At 50.4% G+C, this 22,897-nt stretch carries 29 protein-coding genes and 1 pseudogene; 16 read left to right on the top strand and 14 right to left on the bottom strand.

What is annotated here, in order from left to right; all coding sequences use genetic code 11:
- The first annotated feature begins 7 nt into the window (after nucleotides 1-7).
- Both SD70_RS12750 and SD70_RS12745 read left to right on the top strand, forming a co-directional pair.
- Nucleotides 8-1,390, top strand: a complete 1,383-nt coding sequence (locus SD70_RS12750) for an FAD-dependent oxidoreductase (RefSeq protein ID WP_052487364.1) — start codon at nucleotides 8-10, stop codon at nucleotides 1,388-1,390.
- Nucleotides 1,391-1,624: 234 nt separating this feature from the next.
- Nucleotides 1,625-1,936 (top strand): hypothetical protein, encoded by a 312-nt coding sequence (locus tag SD70_RS12745; protein ID WP_041047934.1) that lies wholly within the window; start codon nucleotides 1,625-1,627, stop codon nucleotides 1,934-1,936.
- Nucleotides 1,937-2,224: 288 nt separating this feature from the next.
- On the opposite strand, the pseudogene SD70_RS40650 reads toward SD70_RS12745, so the two are convergent.
- Together SD70_RS40650 and SD70_RS12740 are read right to left on the bottom strand one after the other, a co-directional pair.
- Nucleotides 2,225-2,404: pseudogene (locus tag SD70_RS40650) on the bottom strand (IS256 family transposase); the annotation flags it as partial.
- A gap of 166 nt (nucleotides 2,405-2,570) precedes the next feature.
- A complete protein-coding gene (locus SD70_RS12740; RefSeq protein ID WP_041047933.1) occupies nucleotides 2,571-3,023 on the bottom strand; it encodes a VOC family protein in 453 nt (150 codons plus the stop codon).
- Nucleotides 3,024-3,660: 637 nt separating this feature from the next.
- On the opposite strand from SD70_RS12740, the gene SD70_RS37975 reads away from it, so the two are divergent.
- A complete protein-coding gene (locus SD70_RS37975) occupies nucleotides 3,661-4,170 on the top strand; it encodes a polysaccharide deacetylase family protein (protein ID WP_231571184.1) in 510 nt (169 codons plus the stop codon).
- Nucleotides 4,171-4,184: 14 nt separating this feature from the next.
- Nucleotides 4,185-4,565, top strand: coding sequence for a hypothetical protein (locus SD70_RS37970; RefSeq protein ID WP_231571183.1), 381 nt, complete (start codon nucleotides 4,185-4,187; stop codon nucleotides 4,563-4,565).
- 183 nt (nucleotides 4,566-4,748) lie between these two features.
- Here SD70_RS37970 and SD70_RS12730 read toward each other — a convergent pair whose 3' ends face one another.
- On the bottom strand, nucleotides 4,749-5,669 hold the full coding sequence (locus SD70_RS12730) for a LysR family transcriptional regulator (protein WP_231571182.1): 921 nt from the start codon (nucleotides 5,667-5,669) through the stop codon (nucleotides 4,749-4,751).
- 101 nt (nucleotides 5,670-5,770) lie between these two features.
- Between SD70_RS12730 and SD70_RS12725 the strand changes: the two genes are divergently transcribed.
- From SD70_RS12725 to SD70_RS37965, 3 genes are all read left to right on the top strand, one after another.
- The gene (locus SD70_RS12725) at nucleotides 5,771-7,009 is read left to right on the top strand and encodes a YbfB/YjiJ family MFS transporter (RefSeq protein ID WP_041047931.1); all 1,239 of its coding nucleotides are present in this window, start codon (nucleotides 5,771-5,773) and stop codon (nucleotides 7,007-7,009) included.
- Nucleotides 7,010-7,211: 202 nt separating this feature from the next.
- A complete protein-coding gene (locus SD70_RS12720) occupies nucleotides 7,212-7,709 on the top strand; it encodes a DinB family protein (protein ID WP_041047930.1) in 498 nt (165 codons plus the stop codon).
- Nucleotides 7,710-7,803: 94 nt separating this feature from the next.
- Nucleotides 7,804-7,953 carry a helix-turn-helix domain-containing protein gene (locus SD70_RS37965; protein ID WP_231571181.1) on the top strand — a complete coding sequence of 50 codons (150 nt, stop codon included), beginning with the start codon at nucleotides 7,804-7,806 and terminating at the stop codon, nucleotides 7,951-7,953.
- A gap of 111 nt (nucleotides 7,954-8,064) precedes the next feature.
- Here SD70_RS37965 and SD70_RS12715 read toward each other — a convergent pair whose 3' ends face one another.
- Genes SD70_RS12715 through SD70_RS12700 form a run of 4 tightly spaced genes read right to left on the bottom strand, consistent with a single transcriptional unit; the run spans nucleotide 8,065 to nucleotide 11,551 of the window.
- Nucleotides 8,065-8,853, bottom strand: a complete 789-nt coding sequence (locus SD70_RS12715; RefSeq protein WP_052487363.1) for a class I SAM-dependent methyltransferase — start codon at nucleotides 8,851-8,853, stop codon at nucleotides 8,065-8,067.
- Nucleotides 8,838-9,680 (bottom strand): metal ABC transporter permease, encoded by an 843-nt coding sequence (locus SD70_RS12710; RefSeq protein ID WP_041047929.1) that lies wholly within the window; start codon nucleotides 9,678-9,680, stop codon nucleotides 8,838-8,840. Before SD70_RS12710 ends, SD70_RS12715 begins: the two co-directional genes overlap by 16 nt.
- Nucleotides 9,681-9,734: 54 nt before the next feature.
- A complete protein-coding gene (locus SD70_RS12705; protein WP_052487362.1) occupies nucleotides 9,735-10,559 on the bottom strand; it encodes a metal ABC transporter ATP-binding protein in 825 nt (274 codons plus the stop codon).
- Nucleotides 10,556-11,551: a metal ABC transporter solute-binding protein, Zn/Mn family gene (locus tag SD70_RS12700; protein WP_082053315.1), complete on the bottom strand. Its 996-nt coding sequence runs from the start codon at nucleotides 11,549-11,551 to the stop codon at nucleotides 10,556-10,558. Before SD70_RS12700 ends, SD70_RS12705 begins: the two co-directional genes overlap by 4 nt.
- Before the next feature lie 160 nt (nucleotides 11,552-11,711).
- On the opposite strand from SD70_RS12700, the gene SD70_RS12695 reads away from it, so the two are divergent.
- Both SD70_RS12695 and queD read left to right on the top strand, forming a co-directional pair.
- Nucleotides 11,712-12,260, top strand: a complete 549-nt coding sequence (locus tag SD70_RS12695; protein WP_197081020.1) for a Fur family transcriptional regulator — start codon at nucleotides 11,712-11,714, stop codon at nucleotides 12,258-12,260.
- Nucleotides 12,257-12,676, top strand: a complete 420-nt coding sequence (queD, locus tag SD70_RS12690; RefSeq protein WP_041047927.1) for a 6-carboxytetrahydropterin synthase QueD — start codon at nucleotides 12,257-12,259, stop codon at nucleotides 12,674-12,676. The genes SD70_RS12695 and queD overlap by 4 nt, the downstream gene beginning before the upstream one ends.
- Here queD and SD70_RS12685 read toward each other — a convergent pair.
- The 4 genes from SD70_RS12685 to SD70_RS12675 form a co-directional block, all read right to left on the bottom strand.
- The gene (locus tag SD70_RS12685; RefSeq protein ID WP_041047926.1) at nucleotides 12,669-13,190 is read right to left on the bottom strand and encodes a MogA/MoaB family molybdenum cofactor biosynthesis protein; all 522 of its coding nucleotides are present in this window, start codon (nucleotides 13,188-13,190) and stop codon (nucleotides 12,669-12,671) included. The two genes, queD and SD70_RS12685, sit on opposite strands and share 8 nt — an antisense overlap.
- Nucleotides 13,191-13,281: 91 nt before the next feature.
- A complete protein-coding gene (locus SD70_RS12680) occupies nucleotides 13,282-14,280 on the bottom strand; it encodes a CobW family GTP-binding protein (protein ID WP_041047925.1) in 999 nt (332 codons plus the stop codon).
- An 85-nt stretch (nucleotides 14,281-14,365) separates the two neighbouring features.
- Nucleotides 14,366-14,671 (bottom strand): CobW C-terminal domain-containing protein, encoded by a 306-nt coding sequence (locus tag SD70_RS40335; protein ID WP_082053312.1) that lies wholly within the window; start codon nucleotides 14,669-14,671, stop codon nucleotides 14,366-14,368.
- A 29-nt stretch (nucleotides 14,672-14,700) separates the two neighbouring features.
- Nucleotides 14,701-15,408 (bottom strand): nickel/cobalt transporter, encoded by a 708-nt coding sequence (locus SD70_RS12675; RefSeq protein ID WP_041047924.1) that lies wholly within the window; start codon nucleotides 15,406-15,408, stop codon nucleotides 14,701-14,703.
- A 173-nt stretch (nucleotides 15,409-15,581) separates the two neighbouring features.
- Here SD70_RS12675 and SD70_RS12670 point away from each other — a divergent pair, with 173 nt between their 5' ends.
- From SD70_RS12670 to SD70_RS12650, 7 genes are all read left to right on the top strand, one after another.
- Nucleotides 15,582-16,619 (top strand): CobW family GTP-binding protein, encoded by a 1,038-nt coding sequence (locus tag SD70_RS12670; protein ID WP_041047923.1) that lies wholly within the window; start codon nucleotides 15,582-15,584, stop codon nucleotides 16,617-16,619.
- A 101-nt stretch (nucleotides 16,620-16,720) separates the two neighbouring features.
- Nucleotides 16,721-17,074, top strand: a complete 354-nt coding sequence (locus tag SD70_RS34820) for a Fur family transcriptional regulator (RefSeq protein WP_331436771.1) — start codon at nucleotides 16,721-16,723, stop codon at nucleotides 17,072-17,074.
- 44 nt (nucleotides 17,075-17,118) lie between these two features.
- Nucleotides 17,119-18,111: a CobW family GTP-binding protein gene (locus tag SD70_RS12665; protein WP_052487360.1), complete on the top strand. Its 993-nt coding sequence runs from the start codon at nucleotides 17,119-17,121 to the stop codon at nucleotides 18,109-18,111.
- 94 nt (nucleotides 18,112-18,205) lie between these two features.
- On the top strand, nucleotides 18,206-18,670 hold the full coding sequence (locus SD70_RS12660) for a Fur family transcriptional regulator (RefSeq protein WP_041047922.1): 465 nt from the start codon (nucleotides 18,206-18,208) through the stop codon (nucleotides 18,668-18,670).
- A 131-nt stretch (nucleotides 18,671-18,801) separates the two neighbouring features.
- On the top strand, nucleotides 18,802-20,016 hold the full coding sequence (locus tag SD70_RS12655; protein WP_156158000.1) for a GTP-binding protein: 1,215 nt from the start codon (nucleotides 18,802-18,804) through the stop codon (nucleotides 20,014-20,016).
- Nucleotides 20,017-20,045: 29 nt separating this feature from the next.
- Entirely contained in the window at nucleotides 20,046-20,195 is a 150-nt protein-coding gene (gene rpmG / locus SD70_RS34815) for a 50S ribosomal protein L33 (RefSeq protein WP_082053310.1), read from the top strand.
- Nucleotides 20,196-20,218: 23 nt separating this feature from the next.
- The gene (locus SD70_RS12650; protein ID WP_041047920.1) at nucleotides 20,219-20,590 is read left to right on the top strand and encodes a (2Fe-2S) ferredoxin domain-containing protein; all 372 of its coding nucleotides are present in this window, start codon (nucleotides 20,219-20,221) and stop codon (nucleotides 20,588-20,590) included.
- Nucleotides 20,591-20,671: 81 nt separating this feature from the next.
- Here SD70_RS12650 and SD70_RS40330 read toward each other — a convergent pair whose 3' ends face one another.
- The 3 genes from SD70_RS40330 to SD70_RS12635 all read right to left on the bottom strand — a co-directional run bounded on the left by SD70_RS40330 (nucleotide 20,672) and on the right by SD70_RS12635 (nucleotide 22,804).
- Entirely contained in the window at nucleotides 20,672-21,016 is a 345-nt protein-coding gene (locus SD70_RS40330) for a TIGR03943 family putative permease subunit (protein WP_082053309.1), read from the bottom strand.
- 108 nt (nucleotides 21,017-21,124) lie between these two features.
- A complete protein-coding gene (locus SD70_RS12640) occupies nucleotides 21,125-21,973 on the bottom strand; it encodes a metal ABC transporter permease (RefSeq protein ID WP_052487359.1) in 849 nt (282 codons plus the stop codon).
- A gap of 27 nt (nucleotides 21,974-22,000) precedes the next feature.
- Nucleotides 22,001-22,804, bottom strand: coding sequence for a metal ABC transporter ATP-binding protein (locus tag SD70_RS12635; RefSeq protein ID WP_041047918.1), 804 nt, complete (start codon nucleotides 22,802-22,804; stop codon nucleotides 22,001-22,003).
- Nucleotides 22,805-22,897: the final 93 nt, after the last annotated feature.

Raw genomic sequence — 22,897 nt, 5'->3', positions numbered from 1 at the left:
GTCAGCCATGCTCATAAGAGAACAAGCAAGGGAAGTTCCGGTATTTCACGAGGCGGATATTTGCGTGCTGGGAGGCAGCTGTACGGGAGTATTTGCAGCGGTAAGGGCAGCCCGGCTGGGTGCCCGTGTCGTTATCGTCGAGAAGCAGAACGCGTTTGGCGGCGTCGCCACCTCCGGATTGGTAAACGTGTGGCATTCGATATACGACACCGTGTTCCAGCGGCAGATCATCGCGGGCATGACGACCGAGACGGTCGAGCGCCTCCGCCGCCGCGATGCGGTGGAAGAAGAGCAGCGCAGCCATTCCGTCGGCTATGTGCTCAATACCGAGGAGCTCAAAATCGAGCTCGACGAGCTCATTCGTGAGGCCGGTGTCAAGCCTTACTTGCATACGTTGTTCGTCGCGCCACATGTCGAGGACGGACAGCTTGCCGCCGTCATCGTCGAGAACAAATCCGGCCGGGGGGCGATTAAGGCCCGTTATTTCATCGATGCGACCGGAGATGGCGATTTGTGCGCCCGGCTGGGCGCAGACCACCGAGTGTCCTCGCACCACCAGCCGTCTACCATGTGCGCCAAGTTTAGCGGCTGGGGGGCCCACGGCCAGGCGGGGAATGCGGTTACCGGTTCGGACTGGCTGAAAGGAATCGATCTGCATCAGGCACTGCTCCAATACAAGGATGAATTCGGTATTCCCGAAGGGTTCGGCTGGGGACGCCACGTGCCCGGCAGCAAAGACGTCTACATGTATGCCGGGACCCGGGTATACCACGCGAACAGCGCCGACGGAGAGGAGCTGACGTTCAGCGAGATGGAAGGCCGCCGTCAGGTCCGGGCCATTATGGACCTGATTCGCAAATATGGGCCGGACAACAAGCTGGCGCTTGTTTCGTTGCCGTCGTACATCGGGACGAGGGAGACGCGCCATATTAACTGCGCCTACCGGCTCACGGGGGAGGACGTACTTTATGGCCGGCGGTTCGACGATGCCATTGCCAACGGCAGCTATCGCGTCGATATTCACCATCAGGAGAAGCCCGGGCTGACGTTCAAATATTTGAACGGCGAGGAAGTATACGTCCGACCCGGATATCCGAAGGAGGTCGGCCGCTGGAGAGAACCGCTGGCGGTGGATCCGACGTTCTACCAGATCCCGTTCCGCAGCCTGCTGCCGAAGGGCCCTTACGGCAATGTGCTGGCGGCAGGCCGGATGCTCGATGCCGATGAGGAGGCGTTCGGCGGAGTACGCGTGATGGTCAATATGAATCAGACGGGCGAGGCGGCCGGGGTAGCCGCATATTTGGCGCTTTCGGCGTCGCAGCGTGTGCACGACGTCGACGTCCCGACGCTGAGAAGGACGCTGACGGCAGGCGGATCGTTGATCATATAAGCGTCGAAAGCCAGTAAAGTGAAAACGCAACCATCGGGAAGGGAAACCACAACCAAATATATGACTTTTAGGTCGTATCCACCGTGAGGGGTACGGCTTTTCTTATTTTCCTTAAAGTACAAGCATGATGAGGGTTGGGTTCTCTGTCCAATGATTTCGTGGACAAACGTCCAAATCCTGAACGGGAGGATGGCATAAAATACTATGAAGTTCATCCCTCGGAGGAGGTAGGCAATGGAAAGAATATTTCCGATTACGGAAGAGGCTGTTATGCCCCACATCGGGAGGTGCGTATGCGCTGTTCTCCACGATGGCACCCATTATTATGGCACACTTGAAGGAGTAGACGGCGGTCATTTAATTATTAACGGGTACGTCCAAAGAGCAGGAGAGGTAGCTACTTACGCAGTAAAGAAAAAACAACCGAGAAAGAAGCAGAAAGAAGTAAAGACCTCTGCTTTCTTCCCGGGGTTCGGGTTCAGCCGGTTTTTCTTGCCATTTGCTTCGCTAGCTTTTTTATTTGCACTGCCGTTTTTCTTCATTTAAATCAAGAAGCTTATGTGCCTAGCGTGCGCATAAGCTTTTTTCATAAGCTTCGACGAGGCAAATGTCGGCACATTCATTTTCACATCGGTTCAGGCGATTATTTCGCTTATTTTGCGAGAGGGCTGATCGCGGCGTCTCCGCCGCCGATTCGGTTGTTTCATTGCGTTCATCAGGGCCTGGGCTTCGATCACAACGAAAATAGCCATACAGAGCGCGCGGCGCAGGGTCTGTCAATAATTTTGTGTAAACTCGTTTATGGAAATCTCCCACGAAGGGGAGATCATTTCTTTATGTCAGATGTTGACCGATTCGATCCGAAAAGAAAACGGAGTTGGAGGAGCATATGGCCCGTACGCCCGTCCATTTGCGGGTAACATCCATCGTAGCCAGAAACAGCATCTTGAGTTAGCGCTTCGTCCGTCGGGAAGATGCTCTTGCCCTTGTTCACTTGCGCAACTGACGATGGTAGCGAAATGCCTCCCGGGGACCGAGGGGCCGAAAGGCCCCGATGCGTGAATGCGGTGTTATATGACGTACCCGACTTCTTCGAGTTACTTTCTTACTGCTTTTCTGTTTCTATTTATTCTCCAGCAATGTATATTTCAGTAAAAGCTTTTTATAAAATGTCAGTTACTTATTTGTTACCGAGTTGTTCCGCCAAACCGATTAGAAGTCCTTCGGTTCCACGAATGTAGCAGAGCCGATACGAGTTCTCGTATTGAACAACTTCGCCAACGAGCTGAGCACCATGCTTAGTGAGTCTGGATACCATTTCGTTAATGTCTTCAACGGTGAACATGACGCGTAGATAACCGAGGGCGTTTACAGGAGCAGTCCGGTGGTCTGATATAGTAGGTGGGTTGAGAAATCGCGAAAGTTCAAGTCGGCTGTGGCCATCTGGGGTAACCATCATAGCAATCTCTACGCACTGAGAACCTAGTCCGGTTACGCGACCAGCCCATTCACCTTCAACAGTGGCTCGCCCTTCGAGCTTCAAGCCAATCTCCTCGAAGAAAGAGATTGCATCATCAAGGGATTCTACAACGATGCCGACATTGTCCATTCTTAGTAATTTGTTTTTTTCCATAGTTTTTTCTCCTTATGTGTACAAATTTATTACCTCATATCAAGTTTGGCTCAATTATGTTGCGCATATCGTTTGTACGTAATTGTGAGCTCCTCGCTGGTGGGTCGGCCCTTGCGGGCAGCTTATTGGTCATAACCGTACTCCTTTCGAATTTGGCTCGAGTACTATTATACCATTATAATGTATCGGGAACGGCGAGATTTCTTCTGGATTGTCAACTACGAATCGAGAAGAGTCGTTGTCGCTCACATTCCTACTAATCGGCCTGTTGCGGCTGTCGTTTCCGATAATTCTCTAGGCTTGCCCGAGCCTGTCAGCGACTATTGCCATTATCTTTATTTAAATATATCGAACCATTTATTCATATTATTCAATTTTACAAAACATTTCCGAGATTTTACAATAGGGTCAGGTGGTATCATATGGAAGGATACCCCAGAAGGGGGATTTATGATGACAAACTTGGTAATTTACTCGCGGCAATCCAGCGATTTCTCACTGTGCCTTTACGTTCGATGACGGTCCGATGCGGATTCCTGTTGACGCATGGCTGGATGCCTTGGAGCAGGGAGGCGCGTGCGGGACGGTTTATTTAACGGGCTAGTGGTTTGATCGGTACCCGGCGAAAGCAAGAGAAATGCTAGCTAGGGGCCATGAGCTCACAACGCATACCTACCATCACCGTAGAATGGCAGATGTGACCAAGGCCGTATTCTTCGAAGAGCTGAAGCTGGCTGAGCTTGCTTATCAAGAAGCAACGGGAAGACCGGTTCCGACTTTCATGCGTTTTCCTTACGCCTCCTATCGGGAGGAGAATTTGGAATGGCTCCGGGAGTGGAACTATCTGGTCGTCGAGGGGGAGGATACCGTCGATTGGTCGGGACCGCCAAGCGCGCAGCTTGTGGAGCGGGTGAAACCTAAGCTGGTCAATGGATCGATTTTTATGTTTCATGCCAATGAAATCGCCAAAGAGACGCCGCAGGCGTTAAATAGCTTGTACACCATACTCACGCCAAAGGTCTTGCCGTGGTTTCCGTATCTGAACTGCTTCATGCTGATGGCATATCAACAGGCGAACGTAGCTGGCAAGTCCGTTTCAAACCGACTTTCCAAGGTTCTTTCCATAATGAGCAGTGGAAGAGCGTAGCTGGGGAAGATGAATTGCGGAAGCTGGCCGCCGATTCACTTGAATGGGGGAACCCGAAAGCTCCGACAGGTTCCGGCGCCTATAGCAAATGGCTGCAAGCGCTCTCAATGCAGGTCCATTCGGATGGAGATACGCGTTTTGTCGCCCGCAGCTTTGCCGACCAGCACTGGGCATACGTGCGTGCTTCGGTACGCGGGGGCACGCTGGTGCTGGAGGACTTCGCTACGAAGGAAGCCCATGCGGATGCCTTGGTATATATCCTGCAATGGGCGGCTCGCGAGGCATCAACCATGGGTTGCGAGTGGATTACCAGCACACAGGACATGCGCCGTATTCGCAAGCTGTGTGAACAGCTGGGCTTCGAAGCGGAGATTGTTTTGCAAGAACCGGAATGATTTTATAAAAAATGATAGACTTACTATACCGGGCCAGATCGCAGCGATATCTGATGTCGAGTGACGAGAACATTATCTTATTAAAGTCCGCGGAAATCGCGGCTTTTTTTGTTCTATGGAATAAAGTTCTTGTCAAAACCAAATGACAAGAACTTTATCTCATTCCCGCCGGGTCACTTTAAGCTAAATTGCACTTGGTAGCGTAGGGTTGGGTTCACGGATGCCCCTAATTGCTTCCATTAACAATAATGCTGCCTTGCCTAGGAGGTTTTTGTCTTTATAAGCGATGCCTATAATGATGGAAGGATTCAAATCGGCTATAGGTTTTATGACCAAGGAGCCTTCCTGTTCCAGACCGCTGTAAATCGGAACAATCCCGATGCCGAACTCTGCCTTAACCATTTGTTGAATCACAAAAAAACTTCCAACCTCCATACAAGAGAACAGGTTTCGCCCAGTCGGATAAATCGCCGTTTCCCAAAGCTCTCGATAGATACAAGTCGGTTCTTTGACTAGAACGGTTAGCCCTGCAAGGTCGCTCGCCGTGATGCTATCTCGATCGGCTAATGGGTGATTCTTGTTTAACATGACCCCTAATCTTTCCTCGAACAGCGGCTCAAACTCCAGCATGAGCTTCGAAGGTGGAGCCGAGCAAACGCCGAATTCCAATTCGCCGGCCCGAACCCTCTCCGCGATCGATCTGCTGCCGCTTACTTCCATGGTTAACTCCACTTTCGGTCGAGTCTTGCAAAAGTCAGCTATAACGGTCGCTAGCTGCTGGCTTGCGACGGGCTCGATAGCGGCAATACGCACCGTGCCGTTATCTCCCGCAGCAATATCCGAGACGGTCTGCCTCATGGCTCCGATCGACTTCAGTAAAGCCGAGGCCTCATGATGAAGCCATCGGCCCGCTTCGGTCACGATCACGCGTTTTCCGTCGCGCACGAATAATGAAACGCCTAGATCAGCTTCGAGACGCTGGATCTGAAGGGTTACCGTAGAGGGAGCATATTGGAGTTCCTCGGCGGCTTTCAGAAAATGTCCAAGACGTACGCAAGCCTCGAAGGTCTTTAAAGATCGAAGATCCATTGTCATCACCTTCATTTAAGATATTCGAACTATTTATTCATATTATTCAATTTTACAAAACATTCTCGAGATTTTACAATAGGGTCAACTTATTATTTTGGGGGAAGATGGGCTATATGGGTACTAAATCCGCATTAAATTGGATTACTTTATGGGCATCGTTTTTGTTTGCCGTCATTCTCGGTTTTTCCCGGCTCTCCTACGGCATGTTCTTGCCTGGGATACAGAGGGTGATCGGGGGGAGCTACGGACAGTTGGGTATATTGGGCACAGTCAACTTTATCGGTTATTTGGTCGGGACATTGTGTCTTTCTCCTTTGATTTCGCAGTTTCCAGACCGCAAACATGTCATTAATCGCATGACGTGCTTATTGCTAGGATTGACTTTGATCGGCTCGGCATTTAGTAATCATTTCACTGGGCTTGGGCTCTGGCGGTTTGCAATTGGCTTGTTATCAGCATTCGCTACAGTGTTAGTCCTGTCCATTGCAATGGATGCCGTTCGACCGGCGGAACGAGGAGTGGCATCGGGTCTTATATGGCTGGGCGGATCTGCCGGCATTCTTGTGACGGGTTTATTCGCCCCCTTTACCATAGATCCTTCACACTTGCAGGGGTGGCGGTATGCTTGGGTGACCATGGGTATATTCGGGGTCATTGCCGCGTTCGGTTTTGAGTTCGTCACCAGAAAAAGGGGGGACGTAAAAATACCCTCGCAGACCGAATCGAAGCCACGGGACAAAGAAAGCGAAAATGTGTATCGTCTTCTGTTGAACCCGAAGAGGCTCTTGTTCCTAATCGTTTCTTATTTTTTCTTCGGGTGGGGTTATATCATCTATTTCACGTATTTGATTCCCTATTTGGTGAGCAAAGGCGTTCCGTCCCTCTATGCCGGGTTGATATGGTCCGGAATCGGATTTGCGGGATTGTTTAACGGATGGATCGGAGGCAAAGCCATTGACCGATGGCCGAGCGGGTATACGCTTGCGTCAGGGTTAACCTTGGGGACGATCGGTGTGAGTGGGGTAACCGCCAATAATATGTTATTTACTGTGCTCGGAGCCGCCACGATTGGGCTGGTTTCCTTTATTACCCCGCCGCTGATGACGACTGCGCTTCTTCGTCGTCATGTCCCTCACGACTCGTATGCGGCATGTCTTAGCATAGCCACTGCCTTTTTTGCCTCTGGACAGATTATCGGTCCCATCGTTGGAGGTGTGGTGGTCGAACGGTACGGCTTACAATTCGGCGTAGCATCCAGTGCAATCTTTATGGCGATTGCCGCTGTGTTGGCTGGTTTGTATGGACAACAGCAACGAAAGCTTGAGATCCGTGATTTGACTATCAGCGGTTGAAAAAAATAGTTAGTGACGATAGCTGTCACCATTAACGATTAAGATGGATTCGAGCTAGACAAACCTGGTTGGTGTCCATGCCGATGATGTAGACGGTTATTTTCTAGCGGTGAACAAATTTCATAAGGGTATGCAGGCAATGGATATAGAGAAACGAGACAAAGCTTGAAGCGAAATATAACGACAGGAAAGGGATGAGAAGATGTACGTTACCGTACAGGATTTGATCGTCGAATGGAAAAATGAGGCGGTACTAACCCAAAAGGTGTTGGACGGGTTGACCGATCATGCGCTCCAGCAGCAAGTATATCCCGGGGGGCGTACGTTGGGAAGGATTGCGTGGCACTTTGTCACGAATATCCCGGATTATTTAACTAATTTCGGAGTCCTGGTAGAGAAAGTATCGAATCCGAACGAGGTGCCGTCCGCAAAGGAGATCGCGGAGACCTTTAATATGATCAGCTCTCGCGTTGTCCAAGCTCTTCAAGAGCAGTGGACGGACGATTCATTGAAGCACGTTCAAAATGCGTTCGGAAGATTGGAATCCAACGCGACGATCTTCCTGGGATTGATCAAACACATCGTTCATCATCGGGGTCAGGTTACAGTCCTCATGCGTCAAGCGGAGCTGCCTATACCTGCGATTTACGGTCCTTCCAAGGAAGGCTGGGCGCAGTTAGGAGTAACGCCACCGCTTTGAGTTCCGAATACATGTAGGATCGCAACAGGGGCTAGATTAGGGCTTATTTCGCGGGGCGATCCGATCAATACAACAGCGGCGTACTAGGAGGGACGTGGAAAGGGGAACAAGAAACATCTCTATTGAATCATTAGAAAAAATTATGGAAGCGTTAGGAATTGAGCCATCCGATTTATTTGATTTCAAAACGATCAAAATCGAAGATACAGAATCGGAAATTGATCAGGTTATCTACGAGCATTGAGGTTTCCTTTCTGGACTTCGAGAGGTTATCTGGAGCTTTATTGGGAAACGGATCAAGTCGTACATTTCGGGAAACGCAACTTTTGATACTTGACGCAAAAGCCTTTCGGAGTCAGCACCGAAAGGCTTTTTTCTCGCCAACCATAATCATTCGCGGGGAAGTAGCTGCATTGTAGGACGAACCCTGATAGTCTCCATACAGTTGCTTGACTACTAGAGATGAGCCCTTGAGCATCTGCTCGAAGTCGGGAAGCTTGTAGAGCTTTACTTGCTCGGTGTAAGTTCGGGTGTCCCTGCCATCTTCCAACACTGTAATTTGTTTGTAGACCATCCCATTCTTGACGTAACGAGCTTCTCGAATTATCATGTTGCCTTCCCGACGTTCTGAGTGTGGCACCAGGCCGCTAACGACGGCATACGGGTTTAAAAAATCAACGATCCATTTCCCTCCGGGCTGCAGCAGTCGTTCAATCTCCAGCAGAACTTTGCGGTTCTCCTTGTCATCGTCAAAATAACCGAAAGAGGTAAACAGATTGACGACAGCGTCGAAACGTACGCATGGCAGCGGAACGTGCCGCATATCGCCTTGCAGCCACCGCACGCTAGAGGAGCTATCCTGCTCTTTCGCCTCACTTAACAGCACCTCGGAGAGGTCAAGCCCCGTAACGTCGTAGCCGAATTCCGCCAAGGTAAACGAATGCCGCCCCATGCCGCAGCACAAATCCAATACTCTTGCGCCTGGAGGCAAGCGCAGCCAATCGATCATTTGCCGTACTTCCTGTTTGGCATGGTTACAGTCTCTGTGCTTATAAATCGTTAAATAGTCTGCGCCAAAGCTTTGCTTGTACCAAGCCGCCGATTGAGTACCATGTTCATCGGCGATGATTAGGCTCTTTGCCATACAGGTGTCACCGCCTCTACAGTACGTGCTTTTCGCCGCTCTCTTAGCGCATGCCAGCCGAGTGCCATGAAGTAGAATATACATTCCAGCGTTGCGATGAAGAAAGTAACGGGTGCATTCGTATAGTAGCTGAGCACCAGCCCGCCCCATACGCCAATTACAGCTAGAAATGCAGAAGCCATGATCATCCTGAAGACGGTATTGGTTAGATATCTGGCCGTGGCAGCAGGTGCAGTCATCAGTGTGAACACAAGAAGGGAGCCGACGATTTGAATGGCCTCGGAAGAGGCGATTCCAAGCAAAATTAGAAAGGCTACAGAAAGCACCCGTACCGGTAAACGTGCGGCTTGAGCGCCAACCGGATCGAAGGAGTCGAACTTGAGCGGTTTATATAACACGACGAGCAGCGCCAATACGAATAAGGACAGCAGAAGCATCTCCCATACGCTGCTCATACTGATGCCGACGACACTGCCGAAAAGGAGCGCGTACATTGCGGTCGCTTGTTTCGTGGAAAGGGCAATGAAGAGCAGGCCGAGACCGAGAAACAGGCTAAGGATAATACTGATCGTGACGTCGCGTCTAAACACTTTTACGCCAAAGCCTCCGATGGCCAGCGCGCTGATTGAGGTGAAAAGGAGCAGCCCGCTAAGCGGATTCCAGCCGATGCAAACGGCAAAGGCTGCTCCGGAAAACCCGATATGAGAGAAGGAATGGGCGATAAAGGAAAGACTGCGGGCAATGACAAATACCCCGATGGCGCCGCACATGATCGCCACGACCGTGCCGGCGGCAAATGCATGCTGCATGAAATCGTATTGAAACACAGTTCTCATCACCTTTCTACAAGGCTGTTATTGCCGGCGGTTGCGTCGCGTGATTCAATTGCATATGTCGGTGCCGCCCCCGATGGCCTGCTCGGTTGCAACGAGATAGAGCTTGCCGGCCATCCGTACAAGCTCTACGGCGGTTCCGTACAAACGTTGCAGTACGTCGGTTCGCATCACTTCATCGACGGTTCCTACCGCATAATGACCTGGCGTAAGGTACAAAATGCGATCGGCGTAGCGTGCAATCAAATTCACGTCGTGACTGATGAAAAGCACGCTGATGCTCTGCGAGCGGCAAATCTGATGTACAACGGCTGCCATCCCTTCCTGGGCGCCTGGATCCAAATTGGATGTCGGTTCATCCAGCAGCAGGATTTGAGGGTTGCGGACTAACGCTTGAGCCAGATAGGCGCGTTGCCGCTCGCCCCCCGATAGTTTGCCGATCGGTTGATGGCCGAAGCGTGCGCAATCCGTCAGTTCCATGGCGGATTGCACAGCTTCTTTGTCACGCCGTGATAGCCAGAAGCGAAACGGGTTGGGGAGACCGAGACTAACGAAATCCCGAACTTGCATCGGCAGCTCCGTATCGATCTGCCTAGACTGTGGAACATAGCCGATTGTTGCGGTGCTTTTCCGAGTCGAAACTTCGCTTTTCTCCCGTTCCTGCCCGCTGCGTTCTCCAAAGTGCTGCACTGTTCCTTTAGTGGGACGAAGCAGTTCTAGCAGTACACGAAATAAGGTCGTTTTTCCCGCTCCGTTCGGACCGAGGATTCCCATGAATTCTCCGTGACCCACTTCAAACGACAAATTGGAAAGAATACGCCTCCCGCCTAAATCGACCGATACATGACTTACATTCAAAGCAATGTCGTTCATTTTTTCAATGCCGCCTTAATCTGGTTCAATTGGTCGACCATCCATTGCACGTAATTTTTACCGCTCGGCAGCGTTTCCGTGACTTCGATTACCGGCACCTCATTTTGCTTTGCCAGCTCCACAATATTTTTTACCGTAGGGCTGGATGCTTGAATATTGTTTACGAACATAGTGATTTTCTTGCCCTTTATATCGTTCTGAAGCTGCGCTACTTCGGCAGGTGCCGGATCCGTCTCTTCTTCGGCGGCCATGGAGAACTTCTTATCGGACACAGATAAATTCAATGCTTCGGCCATATAATCGAAAACCGGCTCGGATACGGCAACGGGCACGGGGGAGGCTTGCTTCAGCTCTTTCACGAGACTGGTGAAGGGAGCGAGGGATGCTTTATAGGCATCCGCCTGTTTCCGATAAGCATCCTTGTGGCTTGGGTCCAGTTTGCTTAGTTGTTCAGCCAAGCGGTCGACGTATTTCGGCATCGTATCCGGATTATACCAGATATGCTCATTGTCGCCTTCTTTCTTACCCATAATGTCGCTGCCTACGGCGATGACGGCTTTATTCTTGGCGTCCCCGGAAGCATCAATCAGCTTCTTCATCCACTCATCATAGCCGATGCCGTTATAAACGACGACTTGCGCGTCATGTACGGACTTGGACGCTTCCGGCGTAGGTTCGAAGTCGTGGGGGTCGGCATCCGGGCTGTTCAAGATGGAGGTGACTTCCACATAATCGCCTCCGACCGCTTTAGCCGCTTCTCCGTAGAAGTTCTCGGCTGCAACAAGCTTGATTTTTCCGGTGGGGGCTGAGGCGGAGTCAGCGTTATTGGTAGCCGGACCGGTACCTGCAGCGCCGCAGCCGCTTAGCAGAAGCGCCGTAGAAAGAGTAGCAATGGATAATGAACGAACCTTGGAGAATGAATTTGCGAATGGCAATGAAAAACAGCTCCCTTTACGTTTATGTGTAAATATTACGAATAACAACGAGCCCATTATATAAGAGAGTGTGATTTATTGTCAACGGAATAAACGTAATTATTACTAATATCAAACGTAAATATTACAAATAAACGATGGTGATATATTGACTCAAACAGAAAATGACTGCTATCATGATGTGTATATCGTAATAATTACTAATATGGAGCGCGATATGATGACGATTGAAGTGAAGGACTTGCCCCCGGAATTGAAGCTTCAGGAAGTGATCAGAATACTTATTAAGAATAAGATTCGTGTAACGGAACAGCGCAAACGGCTGGCGCTTATCTTGATTGAATCATCCGGATTCTTCTCCGCAATGGATTTGGTTCTGGAGATGTCCAAGTATTTTCCCGGAATGAGCTTTGATACCGTATATCGGAACTTACGTCTATTTCGCGAGCTCGGTATTATCGAGTATGCGATCTCAGGAGAGGGAATCAAGTTTGCTTATTGCGACTTAAAGAAGACACGTACTCAATACATTTGCCTGCAATGCGGGAATCACTTCCCCATCCGTGTTCAGCCGGATCAACTCGATCTTGACGTGCCGGAGCAATTTCAGCCGGTTACCTTCAAAATGGACGTATACGGGTACTGCAAAGAATGCGGAAATGGGCGAAGCCATGGCTTGCATGCAAACCTTTTTGAAAGTGATGTGACCATCCTCTCATCGAAAAGGAGAATTATGCTGAAAAAAGCAGGAGGGAAGAGAATGTGATGTTCCAATATTACCCGCAAGTGCAGCATAGCTTTATCTATGAATTGAACAAAGACATAAACTTTGCCGCCGCCCACTTTATTCCTGCTGAAGCAGCAGGAAAGTGCAGCCGGACGCACGGCCATATGTATATCGTGAATGTCACGATCGGCGGCGACGAGCTGGACGAGACAGGAATTTTAGTGGATTTCAAAGCGATTAAACAGCTTGTGTGCGACCGCTACGATCATACGCTGCTCAACGAGCATCCGGAGTTTCGTGACTGTCATCCGACAACGGAACTGCTGGCGCAAACGATCGGCTTACGGATCAGGCAGTTTCTAGCCGGCAAGCAGAATCGTCCGCAATGCCTGCAAGTCATCGTGAGGGAGACGCCGACCAGTTATGTCGTATACCGGCCGAAGCGGGTTACTTGAGATCTTTGTAGATTTCCCTCATGACGTGGCCGAGCTCGGGCACGATGATTTTCGAAAGAGCCAGCTTCACAGCGCCGGAAGACCCTGGTATCGAGAAGACGGCAGTATGGCCGCATATGCCTGCCACCGCTCGGCTAAGTATAGCTGCCGGTCCAATATCCTCGGCATAACTCAAGTATCGAAACACCTCGCCGAAGCCTGGCATTTCCTTATCCAAAACATCGCGAACCGCCTCATACGTCGTATCCCTCATCGCGATTCCCGTACCTCCGTTCAGGAGTACGGCTTCCACGCGATCGTTTGCCGCCGCTTCCCGTATCAACATCTGAATGAGCGCATATTCGTCCTTGACAATCCGGTAGTCGACGATTTCATAGCCGCCTTCCATGAGCAGCTGTTTCATAAGCCGCCCGCTCTTGTCCGTCTCCGCCGTGCGCGTATCAGATACGGTTATAACCATGCAGCGTACGGAGGATGGGGCTTCTTGACGATGCTGTTCCACAGAAGTAGTCATAGATCCGAACTCCTTTTCGAAAATGAAACGCCCCACCGCATGTGGCAGGCAAACCCGCGTGCGGTGAGGCGTAAGTCTGCAAGTTCTGTTATTACGCTACGCAACCGGCGAATTGTTCGCGGAACCACGCTTCGTCCAAATTGCGGCCGATGATGACAAATTCGCTCTTGGGCGTTTCGGCCGGTTTCCATTCGCGGTCGGCAGTCGAGCTGAACAGCATATGGATGCCTTGGAAAACGATACGCTGCTTGACGCCTTGAATATTCAATACGCCTTTGTAGCGGAACGTATCTGCGCCGTGCTCGGAAAGCCACTTGCCAAGGAATTTTTCCAGCCGCTGCAAATCGAGCGGTCGCTCCTCGACGAAAAACAAAGACATGACCTCGTCGTCATGCTCATGCGCCTCTTCTTCAAGGAAACCTGGGTCGAGTTCCAGCTTTTGGTCCAAATCGAAGGCATGAATCCCCAGAATCTTCTCGATCTCGATGTTGGATTGCTGAGTATGGTAGATTTTGGCGGCCGGATTCATGGAGCGAAGGCGCTGCTCCAGCTGCCTCAGCTCGTCCTCGGATACGAGATCGACCTTGTTCAGAAGCAACACATCGGCGAAGGCGACTTGCTCCTGAGCCTCATGTCCTTCATCCAGATGCTGGCCGGCATGCTTGGCATCGACTACGGTCACAATCGCATCAAGCCGGTAAAAATCGGCCATCTCTTCGTCGACGAAGAACGTTTGCGCTACCGGCGCCGGATCGGCGAGGCCGGTCGTTTCGATCAGTACACGATCGAAATCGACGCTTCGGTTCCCGATTCCGCGTTTGGCATCCATCAGCTCCCCGAGAATGCGAATCAAATCGCCTCGTACCGTGCAGCAGATGCAGCCGTTGTTCATTTCGAAAATTTCTTCGTCGGCACCCACGACAAGCTGGTTATCGATGCCCACTTCGCCGAATTCATTCACGATCACGGCGATTTTCTGCCCATGAGGGGCGGTAAGCACGTGATTCAACAGTGTCGTTTTCCCGGCTCCGAGAAAACCCGTAAGTACGGTAACTGGAATACGTTCGTCTGTTAGCTTTTGCTCAGCCATGATAATCACTCCTTGTTAAATTGGATGGAGGTTCTTATATGTAATTTTTACTATTAAACAGTATAAAATGATGGAGTACGGTTTGTCAAATTCCTGTCATCCGGCCCCAATCCTCGGCTAACTGATCGGCATTCAGGTCGAGACCGATGAATACGATGTAAGGCCGGCCTGAGTAGGGAGACGAAGTCCAAGTCAGCCGCTTGCCTGCATACTGCATAAGCTGAACCGCTCCGTTCGGGGAAGAAGGCAGATAACCCTTGGCTCTCAGGAGCGTTTCTTTCCAGCGATGGATGAACTGCTCGATTTGTTCGCGAGGTAAGACACCAAGCGAAGGGACAGGAAGTGCGACGGTCTGAACGCGCGAGAAGGCCTGGCTCCTTTGAAATAACAGTAAAAATTACGATGTGTAGAGATATCAAACTATCCCTCTATCAGTGCCTGCAACGTCACCACAACGCCCAGACTTAAGATAAGGAAGGAGGAGAGCAGGTTCAGAGAGCGTACGAACCCGATGCGCTCCAACCGTTTGACTGTGTGGCCGGCGTGGACGATCAGGATGCCGATCACCGACATCGTGACTGCGCTGCCGAGCGAGAAAGCGGCGACCAGCCCGAGGCCGAGCGGAATGCGATCCGCTGTAAGCGAGGCCAGGAATATAGCCATTGCGCTGGGGCATGGAATCAGTCCGGTCAGCAGGCCGACCGATACAATTCCGGCCAGAGAAGAAGGTCTCCCGTGATCGTGATGATGGTGATGATGTCCGTCGTGGTGCTCGCAGACATCGTGATGTTTGGCGGATAGCTTTCCCATGGAGACGATGCGGGGTCGAACATGGCGGTACAAGATTTGCGCTCCGATGATTGTAATCAGAACCCCGGAGAATAGCTCCACCCAATGTGTCAATCTTTCGGGTGCAAACAGCTTGACGGCGGAACTTGCTGCCACAGACAAGATAACGATCGACAGTGTATGGGTGACAGCAGAGATCAAACCAAGCAGTACGGCGTCTCTCGTTTTCCCGCGAGTTGCAATCAAATAAGCGGAAATCACTCCTTTACCGTGACCAGGCTCCAGCGAGTGCAGAGCACCGAGCCCAATAGCCGCGGGAATAGAAAACATAACATCCATTACAGATTCACCTCCTGTTCATCTTATGCGGACGAGCGTTTAGACTTGTCACCTTCGTAAAATTTATAAGTATAGCTAGGCCATGTATTGACAGCCAACATTCGACAAAGGTATAGTAAAATCAATATTCGTAAAATTTACTATTAGTGGAACTGTGCTGGAGGTTTAACCGAATGACGACAACCATTCCGATCCATATTTTGTCCGGATTCCTCGGAAGCGGCAAAACGACGCTATTACAGAAAGCCATCCATTATTGCAACGAATCCGGTCTGAAGCCTGCCGTCATCATGAATGAGATCGGGGATGTGAATTTGGACGGTTTGCTGATAGAAGCGGAAGTGCCGACGGCCGAGCTGCTGAGCGGGTGCATCTGCTGCACGATTCGCGGCGATCTGGGGATGACGATTCATAACTTGTATTTGGAGAATCGGCCCGATGTTATTTTTATTGAATGTACCGGCGTGGCCAATCCGATAGAAATCATCGACGAGGTCACGGATGCGTCCTTGCTGCTGAAAGTAAATCTCCAATCGATCATTACGGTCGTTGACGCGCCTCATTTGCTGGAGCTTAGCCGGAGTAAACAGGGGAAGACGTACCGGTTGATGCAGGATCAGATTCGCTGTGCGAACTGGCTTATTCTGAACAAGTCCGATAAGATCACCTCCGGAGAGTTGCATGGCTTGGAAGGCGTCATCCGCGAGTGGAATCCGCATGCACCGATCGAAGCGACGATTTATTCCGAGGTTGACCTCAGCGTATTACAAGGCTTGGTTTACGATGCCGGGACGAAGAAGCCGGAGAAGCGGCACGAGTGCGGCGAAGGATGCAAGCATGAGCACGATCATCACGATCATCATGTGCATGCGGATGGCCACGTCCATGAACATCATCGCGATCACGATCATGACCGCTCCCACGGTCACCATCATACCCATGATCATGTGATGGCTTATACGCATTATTTTGATCGCGCCATTCATAGCGAACAATTTGAGGAAGTCGTCAGCAAGCTGCCTAAAGAGATTTTTCGCGCCAAGGGCATCTTGCAGTTTACGGATACGGCTAGCCGTTTTCTATTTCAATATGCCTACCCGGAGATGCAGTTTGTGAAAATTACCCCACAAGCCAACGTCCCGAACGTAGCGGTTTTTATCGGTGAAAGCTTCTCCAAGGAGACAGTGAAAGCGGCTCTGGAACGGTTATAGTATGAAAAGGAGGAGGGCGGCTTGGTAGAACCCAGGATCGAGCAGATGCTCCGTACGATGGCTGGCAAAGGGGCCTTCGGATTACGGAACAGCGCAGAACGTTGGCACGGCTGTTTGCGGAGGCGCCAGGCTATTTAACGGCAAAGGAAGTGTACGAGGGGCTTGAATCCAGGCACAGTGGTCTGAGCTTTGATACCGTATACCGAAATCTAAGGGTGCTGGAAGAATTGGGTGTTCTGGAGCAGTTTCATTTCGAGGATGGAATCAAGTTTCGGATCGGCTGCTTTACCCATAATCACAACCATCATCATCACCACTTGATCTGCCTGTCATGTGACCGCATCTATCCGCTCGAATTTTGTCCGATGCCTTATGTCGCCGAGCTTCCCGATCATTTTCGAGTTGTCAGGCACAAGTTTGAAATTTACGGCTACTGTAGCGAGTGTGCCACTTAGATCGTTGATGAAGATGAAATCCGCCTATCGTGAGGTTGAACTGGATGGAGACAATTCCTGTATTTGTTCTTTCGGGTTTTTTAGGCAGCGGGAAAACAACATTGTTAACCAACATGCTGGATTATTTTTTGCAGCAGAACAAGAGGCCTGCGATCATCATGAATGAAATTGGCGATGTCAATTTAGATGGAATGCTGGTCGACGATGATGTGCCGTTGGCGGAGATGCTTAACGGGTGTATCTGCTGTACGATACGGGAAGATCTAAGCAAGAGCCTGCTTTCCATTGTAAAAAAGGAAAATCCGGATGTGATCATCATCGAATCAACCGGTATAGCCAACCCGTTAGAGCTTATCGAGGGTATAACGAATACCTCATTAATTGTGGGGATTGATTTACGGCTAGTCATAACGATGGTTTCGGCGCCGCATTTTCTTGATGCATCTCGTGGGAAAAAGGGTAAAACAGCCCGGTTGATGGAAGAACAACTCCGTTGTGCAGATCTGATCGTGCTCAATAAAATCGATTTGATTGAAGAAAAAGATATTAGTGAAGTTCACATTCGACTTCGCGATTTGAATCCCAAGGCAAGAATCGAGGAGACCATACGCTGCAAAGTGGACATGACTTCGCTGATTCAAATGACCAGTAATCCCGCAAAACAATCTTCCGGCCGCGAGCACGTAATAGCGATGAAAAAGGTTCTCCATGTACAACCGAGCGGCGGGCAACAGCATCATTCCCATGACCATGTGATGGTTTATACTCATTACTTTGAGCATCCGATCGATCATAAAAAGTTTGAAAAGCTGTTCACGCAATTGCCTGCGGAAGTATACCGCGCGAAAGGCATTCTCCAGTTTGCCAAAAGCAAAGATCGTTTCTTATTCCAGTACGCTTACCGTGAAATGGAGATTGTCAAATTGGATTCACAACAGGAAGTTCAAAATGTTGCCGTTTTTATCGGGGAGCATTTCGATAAAGAACAAGTGGAGAAGGCCATTCAGGAACTAAGTGATCATTCAACATCGGAATAAAGCCCGACGTTCAACACTCACCGCTGCTTGACTCCCGTACCGTGATGCTGCACTATAGAAATCATAATGACTATAGGTACGGAGGAATATTGGCATGGCACATACACCAACTGTTGAACAAATCGTCAGAGGCATGGCAAGCAAGGGATGGCGGGTGACTGAGCAGCGTAAAACGATGGCGGCGTTATTCGCTGAAGCGAAGGGATACTTGTCTCCGAAAGATGTTTATGAGCATATGCGGCAAAAATACCCTGGTGTCAGCTTTGACACCGTATACCGCAATCTCCGGCTGCTAAGCGAAATGGGGGTATTCGAGCAGTTTTATTTCAACGACGGTCTCAAGTTCCGGGCGAGCTGTCTGGCTCACCACCATCACCACCTGATTTGCATGAACTGCGAAAAAACCGTCACGTTCGATTACTGTCCGATGCCTCAAATGTCGGAGCTTCCCGGCAATTTCGAGGTGATGCACCACCGATTCGAGATTTTCGGATATTGCCCCGAATGCGCCGCGAAACGCCGGGAAAGCGAACAACCTCAATTGGATTCGGACTCTTGACGCCGGAATCGAGAACGAGTAAAATAGTCATTAATTCGTAATATTTACTATTATTAACCGGGCTTTAGTCCGGTTTTAAAATTATCGTTATTCGTAAATATTACAATATAATCAAAGGGGCTATGAATCAAATGCAACCATTAAACAAAATTCCTGTAACCGTCCTGAGCGGCTACTTGGGTGCGGGCAAGACGACCATTTTGAACCATGTTCTTAATAATCGGCAAGGATTGAAGGTTGCCGTTATCGTGAACGACTTGAGCGAGGTCAACATTGATGCGGATCTGGTTAAGGGCGGCGGCGGGCTTTCCCGTACGGATGAGAAGCTGGTGGAAATGTCCAACGGCTGTATCTGCTGCACGTTGCGGGAAGATTTGCTGCGGGAGGTGGAGCGGCTCGCGAAGGAGGGACGTTTCGACTACGTATTGATCGAATCAACCGGAGTCGGGGAACCGGTTCCTGTCGCGCAAACGTTCACGTACATCGATGAGGAGCAGGGCATCGATCTGTCGCAATATTGCCGATTGGACTGCATGGTTACGGTTGTGGATGCCAATCGGTTCTGGCATGACTACGCTTCGGGCGAAAGCTTGCTTGATCGCCAGCAAGCCGTAGGAAGCGACGACACGCGCGATGTAGTCGATCTGCTGATCAGCCAAATCGAGTTTTGCGATGTTCTTATCCTGAACAAATGCGATAAGGTGGACCCGGATGAGCTGAATGAACTCGAGCAGGTGCTGCGCAAGCTGCAGCCGCGGGCTAAGCTAATCCGAACGGAGTATGGAAGAATCAATCCTGCCGAGATTTTGAATACGGGGTTGTTCAACTTCGAAGATGCCAGTCAGTCTGCGGGTTGGATCCAAGAAATGGAGAAAGGGCATCACACGCCGGAAACGGAGGAGTACGGCATCTCCTCGTTCGTTTACGAACGGAAGCGGCCATTCCATCCTGAGCGTTTGATGGCGTGGATGGAAGATTGGCCGGCTGAAATCGTCCGCGCCAAAGGAACCGTCTGGCTGGCGAGCCGCAGCGATATGGCCCAGAGCTTCAGCCAAGCAGGGCCGTCCATCCAATTCGGTCCAGCCGGATATTGGGTAGCTGTACTGCCCGAGCAGGAAAAGCAGCAAACGCTGCTCGAAAATCCCGAACTTGCGGCTGTTTGGGATCCCAAGTTCGGTGATCGAATCAACAAAATCGTCTTTATCGGGATCGATATGGATCGCCCGCAGCTGATTGCGTCGCTCGATGCTTGTCTGTTGACGGAGGAAGAGATGACGCTCGACGCTTCGGCGTTTGCTGACCGGTTTCCCAACATGCCGTCTGCAGAGCTAGAGCCTATCTTGTAATAAAATCTGATGATGAAGGAGCAGGGAACATGAGAGTTATCGTCACCTTGGCATGCACCGAATGCGGAGACCGCAATTATACGACGACAAAGAACAAGAGAACGCATCCGAATCGTTTGGAACTGAAAAAATATTGCCCGCGGTTACGTAAAGTAACACTTCATCGTGAGACACGCTAAAATCACGGGAAAGGAGCAGGTTTATGACGACATGGAATCTTACGGGAACGCGGCATCATGTGTTTATGTGCAATGGCAGCACCTGCATGCGCAATGGAGCGGAAGACGTCACGCAGGCGATTCGGAACGAAATAACGGCGAATGGTGCAGACAGCATCATTCATACGACTCGCACCCGCTGTCAAGGCCGATGTGAAGATACTTGCGTTGTGACGGTCTATCCGGAAGGAGCATGGTTCAAGGCAGTCACACCCGAGCTGGGCCGAAGGATTGTGAGCGAGCATTTGCTGCAAGGAGAGCCGCTACGGGAGCATATGAGCTTTTCCTACTCGGATATGCTAGTACCCACAGGCAGTTCCGTAGTCGGTATTCCCAAGAAGCCGGCCAAGTCATAAAATCTTGTTTTTATAGCAAAAAAAAAGAGCAAATGCGCATAGCATCTGCTCTTTTTTTTGAATGTCAATCAGGGAAGTCGTTTATCCTTGCTTCTTCAGTTCGGTTACCGGATCCATATTAGGGTACGCGTATGGGGATGCGGGAGCGGCTATTTTCTCGATTTTCGTCGCATGCACCTTGATGATATCGTTGTCGTGGTAATGCCCCTGTTCAATGGTGCCGGTCCTCTTGACCCATGTGTCTTTGGCAAAGGCTTTCGCATTAGGAAACTCCTTAAGAACACTGTAAGGCGACGCATCGGCACTGCAGTAGGAGACGGCGAACCGTCCGACTACGAGTTGATCCGGCTTCAGATCGTCCTCGCGGTATACGAAGCCGCTAAGTTCGATTTTCTTGCCACAGAATTGCTCTTTAAAAATATCGATCGTGGAGAGGTTTCCATGAAGATGTCGGCTTCACGCCGAGGATGCTTCTTTTGTATATGCCAAAACAAATACCGCGGCTATACATGTATTTGTAAGCCGCGGCGTTTTTTATTCCACAGTTCCGGGAGCAGTTGAAGGAGCAGGCGACGCGTCATTCGTCTGCATCTTTTCCCGCATGGAGTACCAGCCCAAAGCGGCGAAATAGAAGATGCCTTCAAGCGCTGTGATATAGAAACTGACAGGTGCGTTGGTGTAGTAACCGAGTGTAAGTCCCAGCCAAACTCCCAATACGGCAAGCCCAGCAGAGCATAAAATCATCTTGGCTACCGATTGGGTCAGATAACGTGCTGCCGCGGCAGGAGTCGTCATCAGGGTGAAGACAAGGAGTGCCCCGACAATTTGCACGGCCTCCGCTACCGCTACGGATAAGAGCAATAGGAATCCCACGGAGATGAAGCGGATGGGCAGGCCGGCTGCTTGAGCGCCAAGCGGATCGAAGGAATCGAATTTCAGCATGCGATAACCGGCAGCCAGCAGGAGCAGTACGACAAGAGATAGCGATGTAAGTTCCCAAACATCCTTCGTGCTGATGCCGACGACACTGCCGAAGAGCAGAGAGAACATTGTGCTCGCTTGTTTGCTGGATAAAGAAAGAAAGAGCAGCCCTAAGCCCAAAAATATGCTCAGCACAACGCTGATGGAAACATCCCTGCGAAAAACTTTAATGCCCATTCGTCCTACCGCAAGCGCGCTGGATACCGTAAATAACAGCAGACCTGCAAGCGGGTGCCAGCCCATATAGACGGCAAACGACGCTCCGGAAAATCCGATATGCGAAAAGGTGTGTGCGATGAACGACAAATTGCGGGCAATGACGAATACACCGATGACGCCGCACATCACGGCGACGATCGTACCGGCCGCGAATGCATGTCGCATGAAATCATACTCAAACATGTACAGAAGCCTCCTAATTTGCGCTGGCTACTGAGCCTCGCCGTGGTAACAAATTGGTACTGCAGCGTTCTTGCCCGTAGAAATGACGCGCAGCTTGGAATCGACCTTCATTACTTCCACAGGGCTTCCGTATAATCGGCTAAGCACTTCGGTCCGCATCACTTCTTCGACCGGTCCTTCCGCATAATGCCCGCGGGTTAAATATAGAATGCGATCGGCATATTTGGCGATCAAGTTAATATCGTGACTGATAAACAGAACGCTAACATTACGTTCACGGCAAATCCGGTCAACGACGGAAGCCATTTGCTCCTGAGCGCCAGGATCCAGATTAGAGGTAGGTTCATCCAGAAGGAGAATTTGCGGCTGACGTACAAGCGCCTGAGCCAAATAAATACGCTGCCGTTCACCTCCGGACAATTTTCCGACAGGCTGATTGGCCAAGCGGAATGAATCGGTGAGCCGGAGCGCTTCCGATATCGCTTGGCGATCCTTCGAAGTCGACCAGAATCTGTATCGATGGGGGAGGCCCAGACTTATAAAATCTTCCGCCGTCATCGGAATTTCCGGATCGATTTGCCGGGATTGGGGAACATAACCGATAACGGAGGACCTTTTTACCGGCTGTTGATCGTCGTTCAGGAACGATACCGACCCCCGAGTCGGATCCAACATACCTAACAAAACACGAAAGAGCGTTGTTTTACCCGCGCCATTCGGTCCGATGATCCCCATAAATTGTCCGGGTTTAACCGAGAATGAAATATGGTCCAAGATCGGTTTGCCATTTATATGAACGCTGACTTCTCGTGCCGCCAATTCGCAACCCATCGTCAATTCATTCCTTCCGCAGTTTCGTACAAAGCCTAATTCTAATATTAACATGATGTATGAAAAAAAGAATTCTCTCGTAAAGAGAGAAGT

Source organism: Gordoniibacillus kamchatkensis (assembly GCF_000829455.1).
Lineage (GTDB): Bacteria > Bacillota > Bacilli > Paenibacillales > NBRC-103111 > Gordoniibacillus > Gordoniibacillus kamchatkensis.
Note: the sequence above shows the minus strand (reverse complement) of the source record. Positions and strands in the feature narration are given on the sequence as shown.

Coding starts and splice junctions, on each gene's coding strand:
- SD70_RS12750 (WP_052487364.1), top strand. CDS start 8: ATGCTCATAAGAGAACAAGCAAGGGAAGTTCCGGTATTTCACGAGGCG.
- SD70_RS12655 (WP_156158000.1), top strand. CDS start 18,802: ATGCAACCATTAAACAAAATTCCTGTAACCGTCCTGAGCGGCTACTTG.
- SD70_RS12745 (WP_041047934.1), top strand. CDS start 1,625: ATGGAAAGAATATTTCCGATTACGGAAGAGGCTGTTATGCCCCACATC.
- rpmG (WP_082053310.1), top strand. CDS start 20,046: ATGAGAGTTATCGTCACCTTGGCATGCACCGAATGCGGAGACCGCAAT.
- SD70_RS12635 (WP_041047918.1), bottom strand. CDS start 22,804: ATGGGTTGCGAATTGGCGGCACGAGAAGTCAGCGTTCATATAAATGGC.
- SD70_RS12685 (WP_041047926.1), bottom strand. CDS start 13,190: ATGACTACTTCTGTGGAACAGCATCGTCAAGAAGCCCCATCCTCCGTA.
- SD70_RS12640 (WP_052487359.1), bottom strand. CDS start 21,973: ATGTTTGAGTATGATTTCATGCGACATGCATTCGCGGCCGGTACGATC.
- SD70_RS12695 (WP_197081020.1), top strand. CDS start 11,712: ATGATGACGATTGAAGTGAAGGACTTGCCCCCGGAATTGAAGCTTCAG.
- SD70_RS12665 (WP_052487360.1), top strand. CDS start 17,119: ATGGAGACAATTCCTGTATTTGTTCTTTCGGGTTTTTTAGGCAGCGGG.
- SD70_RS12650 (WP_041047920.1), top strand. CDS start 20,219: ATGACGACATGGAATCTTACGGGAACGCGGCATCATGTGTTTATGTGC.
- SD70_RS12660 (WP_041047922.1), top strand. CDS start 18,206: ATGGCACATACACCAACTGTTGAACAAATCGTCAGAGGCATGGCAAGC.
- SD70_RS12705 (WP_052487362.1), bottom strand. CDS start 10,559: ATGAACGACATTGCTTTGAATGTAAGTCATGTATCGGTCGATTTAGGC.
- SD70_RS12680 (WP_041047925.1), bottom strand. CDS start 14,280: ATGGCTGAGCAAAAGCTAACAGACGAACGTATTCCAGTTACCGTACTT.
- SD70_RS12720 (WP_041047930.1), top strand. CDS start 7,212: ATGTACGTTACCGTACAGGATTTGATCGTCGAATGGAAAAATGAGGCG.
- SD70_RS12725 (WP_041047931.1), top strand. CDS start 5,771: ATGGGTACTAAATCCGCATTAAATTGGATTACTTTATGGGCATCGTTT.
- SD70_RS12715 (WP_052487363.1), bottom strand. CDS start 8,853: ATGGCAAAGAGCCTAATCATCGCCGATGAACATGGTACTCAATCGGCG.
- SD70_RS12730 (WP_231571182.1), bottom strand. CDS start 5,669: ATGAAGGTGATGACAATGGATCTTCGATCTTTAAAGACCTTCGAGGCT.
- SD70_RS12670 (WP_041047923.1), top strand. CDS start 15,582: ATGACGACAACCATTCCGATCCATATTTTGTCCGGATTCCTCGGAAGC.
- SD70_RS12675 (WP_041047924.1), bottom strand. CDS start 15,408: ATGGATGTTATGTTTTCTATTCCCGCGGCTATTGGGCTCGGTGCTCTG.
- SD70_RS37975 (WP_231571184.1), top strand. CDS start 3,661: ATGCTAGCTAGGGGCCATGAGCTCACAACGCATACCTACCATCACCGT.
- SD70_RS12700 (WP_082053315.1), bottom strand. CDS start 11,551: ATGGGCTCGTTGTTATTCGTAATATTTACACATAAACGTAAAGGGAGC.
- SD70_RS12740 (WP_041047933.1), bottom strand. CDS start 3,023: ATGGAAAAAAACAAATTACTAAGAATGGACAATGTCGGCATCGTTGTA.